This is a genomic window from Pseudorhodoplanes sp. (genome assembly GCF_050250235.1).
GTDB lineage: Bacteria > Pseudomonadota > Alphaproteobacteria > Rhizobiales > Xanthobacteraceae > Pseudorhodoplanes.
The window spans coordinates 1-4024 of record NZ_JBFWPA010000285.1; the positions used below are offsets into that span (position 1 = coordinate 1).

A 4024-nucleotide genomic window follows, 5' to 3' on the forward strand; every position below is an offset into this window, starting at 1 on the left:
CGCGCAACCATTGAGACGAGCGGCGTGATGCCGATACCACCCGCGATAAAGACGGAATAGTCTGCGTCCTCCGCGAGACGGAAGTTGTTGCGCGGCAGAGATATCTTGACGATGTCCCCGACAGACCACTTCTCGTGGATATGGCGAGATCCACCGCGACTATTCCTCTCTTTGGCAACGCCGATCATGTAGTACGCGGTGGCGTCCCCAGCATTCAGCAGCGAATAGCTTCTGACCATGCCGGCAGGCAAGTGGCAGTCGATATGGGAGCCCGGCCCACAAGTAGGAAGGTGTCGCGAGCCTACAGGTGCCAGGGTGAAACTTCGCACGCGTGAGGCCTCGTCGGCGATGGCTACGATCTGAACTTCCAACTCGCCAACTGTCATTCGCCATGCACCTATCAAAGCTCGTAGCCGAAATCCTTACCGAGTTCTGCTCGCATATGCCGGCGCCCTGCATCGGCCCAGCGTTCGTGTTCGGGCAGTTGCAACGAAACGGCGCGTACCATGAAGATATCTGGGTCTTTCACACCAAGCGGCTGAATTCCGCGCTCCTGATAAGCTGCAAGAGCTTCGAGAAGATAGCGACGCGTCATGACGATTCCAGTGTCGCTGGAGCAGAGATTTTCGGTGGTCCGATCGTAGATTGGTGAGATGCCGGTTTGGCAGGCCGCATCTTGCACCCAAAGGCCGGGCAAACCGGAGAACCAAGTCGTTTGTTGGCTCGCATAGTCAAACGCAAAATTCGATTCGGGGCTGAACTTGGTCCAGAATTCCGCATAAGGTGCAGACGGGGTCTTCTGCGCGAAAGCCTGCTTGCTGGCATGGCCAGTCTCGCGGCCATCGTGTCCATCTTGGAAGATTTGACGTGTCTTCTGCGGCAACGGTTGCGTCGGATGATATGAGAACATCAGACAGATGGTATTCTCGTCGTCCATCGGCACCCAAGCATGGCCACTGAGATCTGGAAACTTTGATTGCGGCGGCACCAGCGAATAGAAGGGCATAACAAATTGATTAACGCGCCAGTATAGCGTTGCCTCGTCAAAGCGCCGCCGTGCCGCAATACTCATGCCAAAATCCTGACGGATGCATTCGAAAGTTGGACGGAGATCTTTCTTAGCGACCCACTGATTGATGGATCCCTTGTTATCGATACGACCGTGCAGAATCGGTGCGTGGGCCGAGTCGATTTCTCCCTCGAGCGCCTGCAGCCAGTTGCATTCCTGAATGCGCAGCGAGAGGTTGACATTCTCCTCCGGCACAAGATTCCATTCCATGTTCGGCAACGGAGGCGGTTCTTTTTCCGGACCCATGTAGGTCCAGATGACGCCGTTGCGCTCTGCGCACGGATACGCCTTGATCCTGACCTTCTCCTTGAAGCGACTGCGGATGGGCTCCGCCGGCATATCAACAACGGTGCCCGTCACATCATATTTCCAGCCGTGATAGATGCAGCGTAAACCGCAGTCTTCGTTCCGTGCATACATCATAGGCGCACCGCGGTGCGCACACGCATTGGCCATCAGTCCTACCTTGCCGTCGGTTGCACGAAATACCACCAAATCTTCGCATAGTAGCTTCAAGCGTTTGGGCTGCCCGTTCGGCTCCAGGTCCTTCGAAAGATAGAAGGGGATCCAATAGAGGCGGAACAACTGACCGATCGGTGTTCCGGGACCGACGCGAACCAGCCTCTCATTCTCGGCATGGGATAGCATGACAGCGCTCCTCTCAAAAATTCATGGCTTGAAGCGACTTCAATTTGTCGCAAATCTTGGACCCGCTGAGGTCGAGAAGCTCGGTGACTTGAGCGCCAAAGCCGAGACGCACGAGCACGCCTTCCGGATCACAGTCGGCCAACGGCTCGCGTGGTACCGGAGGCAGCCTACCTGACCGCAAGATTTCAAGAATGCACTCCACGCGGCGTCGCTCGAGTTGCTCAAGCGCCGTTTCGATCATTGGCGATTCGGCGCGGCAATCCGGCAACTCCGGATAAGAAGCGCGGCGGACCCACCCGCCGGCCCCATTCTCGACTGTCTCGGCCTCGACTAAGAACGGGATTGACAAAAACAGCCTAAGCGACATTTCGTTGGTCGTACGCCTTGTTGCGTCTATGACTGCATCGCGCACGCTAGCTGTCGACGAGCAACCAGTCGCCATGTCGTACTCCGTATTTATTGCGTATACGTAATATAGTCGATGCTGGGCGGCAAGACAAGCCTGCCCGCTTTCTTACGGTATGAGGCCAACACATCGCGCGGTGCCGACAACCCGCCGCTTTCAGCGCCTGATTTCCTCACGAACCATGGAACCTGAAATGAGCTCCCGTCGCGACAAACTTGGCATAAACGCCACATTCAAAAACAACGATCCAGTGGAGATTGCGCGCAAGCTCAGGCTTAGCGATGGAATCGGGTTTTTGGCCCGCGTCCTCAGTGCAAAGGCCAATTTGCTTTTTCAACAACTTACCAAACAGGACGACATCACACCGCGCCAATTCGGTGCTCTTCTTACGCTTCATCAGAAGGGAGCGTTGACGCTGACTGAACTCGCTCGGGAATTGCGGGTGGATCGCAGCACGCTGGGCGAGATGATGCGGCGGATGACGATTGAGGGACTGGTATCTCGTTCCGAGAATGCAGAGGATTTGCGCTCGTACCGTGTCGCCATCACGCCGATCGGCCGAAAGGTCTTGCTGTCGCTCGTTTCTGGCGCGGCTCAGCTTCAGGACGCTCTGCTTGAGTGCATTCCGCCCCACCAGCGACGCGACTTCTATCAGGCGCTTAAGGCTTTCGCGGCTACGTCGCAGGATGCAGGAGACACCTGATTGTCCTATGATTTCTGAGGGCAGTCCCAGCAGCCTGTCACGGAGAAAACCGTGAGTATTGATGCAGAATATTGATTGAAAGACGCACCTGCATCTATTATGTATACGTATTTGTTGGGGCGCCGAAGAAGCGCCGATGAGGGAGAACGTTCATGCGCGCGCTGCTGCTGTTGCTCACTTTTGTTTTCGCCACGCCTGCTTTCGCTCAAGGCTATCCGGAGCGACCGATCCGCGTGATCGTTCCATATCCGGCCGGAGGCTCGACCGACATCTTGGCGCGAGCGATCCAACAGCCGCTGACCGAAATTCTCGGCAAACCGATCGTCATCGAAAACAAGCCGGGCGCCGGAGGGATCATTGGCACGACCGAGGCAGCTCGATCGGCTCCAGATGGATATACGATCGTGTTCGGCAATCTGGGCCCGAATGCGCTCAACGCCAGCTTGTACAAGAAGCTAAGCTACGATCCGGTTCGTGATTTCGCACCGATCTCAGTCGTCGCTGAAATGCCGCTTCTCCTGGTGACGGCACCTTCGAGCGGTATTTCCAGTGTTGCCGATGTCATCGCACGGGGTAAGAAAGATGCGGATGCTCTAACCTATGCGTCGGTTGGTCTTGGCTCCGCTTCGCATGTGACCGGAGAACTGTTCAAACGCCAAGCCGGAATTGAGATGCGCCATGTTCCGTATCGCGGGGGCGCACCGGCGACCACGGATACGCTTGCCGGCCACGTCTCAATCTATTTCATCACTCCATTGGAGGCGCTCGGGCACATGCAAGCGGGCGCACTGAAGCCGCTCGGCGTCAGCACGCTGACGCGCACTTCGCTGTTTCCCGATATTCCAACGATCAGCGAAACGTTGCCTGGATTTGATGTTGTCGTCTGGTTTGGCCTTCTTGCTCCTGCAGGAACGCCAACCGAAATCGTAGCTAAACTCAATGACGCGGTTGTGCGCGCGGTCGCCACCTCGCAAGTACAAGAGGCTCTGAAGAAATTGGGAGTCGAACCCAAGAGTTCGACGTCGAGCACCTTTGCAGCTACTATCCGCGCCGACGTCGAGAAATGGGCAAAGGTCGTCAGCTTAGCCAAGATCAAGCTTGACTGAGCAGCTTTGTATGCTCAGCGCTTAGCCCTACCTCTTAGGACGGCTATCAATTGGCGTACCGAACTGGGCTCTTTAGCGGCGGAGGCAGAATG

General features: G+C 56.3%; 5 protein-coding genes. 2 read left to right on the plus strand and 3 right to left on the minus strand.

Annotated elements, in window-relative coordinates; translation table 11 throughout:
- The 3 genes from AB7F49_RS38745 to AB7F49_RS38755 all read right to left on the minus strand — a co-directional run.
- The coding region (locus AB7F49_RS38745; protein WP_428533149.1) for a ferredoxin reductase at positions 1–386 on the minus strand (386 nt) is incomplete at its 3' end.
- A gap of 14 nt (positions 387–400) precedes the next feature.
- Positions 401–1717, minus strand: a complete 1317-nt coding sequence (locus AB7F49_RS38750; protein ID WP_428533152.1) for a Rieske 2Fe-2S domain-containing protein — start codon at positions 1715–1717, stop codon at positions 401–403.
- Between the two features lie 13 nt (positions 1718–1730).
- The gene (locus tag AB7F49_RS38755) at positions 1731–2159 is read right to left on the minus strand and encodes a hypothetical protein (RefSeq protein ID WP_428533155.1); all 429 of its coding nucleotides are present in this window, start codon (positions 2157–2159) and stop codon (positions 1731–1733) included.
- Between the two features lie 157 nt (positions 2160–2316).
- Between AB7F49_RS38755 and AB7F49_RS38760 the strand changes: the two genes are divergently transcribed.
- Complete coding sequence (locus AB7F49_RS38760) at positions 2317–2826, plus strand: MarR family winged helix-turn-helix transcriptional regulator (protein ID WP_428533158.1); 510 nt, start codon at positions 2317–2319, stop codon at positions 2824–2826.
- Positions 2827–2978: 152 nt separating this feature from the next.
- The gene (locus AB7F49_RS38765; protein WP_428533161.1) at positions 2979–3932 is read left to right on the plus strand and encodes a Bug family tripartite tricarboxylate transporter substrate binding protein; all 954 of its coding nucleotides are present in this window, start codon (positions 2979–2981) and stop codon (positions 3930–3932) included.
- Positions 3933–4024: the final 92 nt, after the last annotated feature.

Coding starts and splice junctions, on each gene's coding strand:
- AB7F49_RS38750 (WP_428533152.1), bottom strand. CDS start 1,717: ATGCTATCCCATGCCGAGAATGAGAGGCTGGTTCGCGTCGGTCCCGGA.
- AB7F49_RS38755 (WP_428533155.1), bottom strand. CDS start 2,159: ATGGCGACTGGTTGCTCGTCGACAGCTAGCGTGCGCGATGCAGTCATA.
- AB7F49_RS38760 (WP_428533158.1), top strand. CDS start 2,317: ATGAGCTCCCGTCGCGACAAACTTGGCATAAACGCCACATTCAAAAAC.
- AB7F49_RS38765 (WP_428533161.1), top strand. CDS start 2,979: ATGCGCGCGCTGCTGCTGTTGCTCACTTTTGTTTTCGCCACGCCTGCT.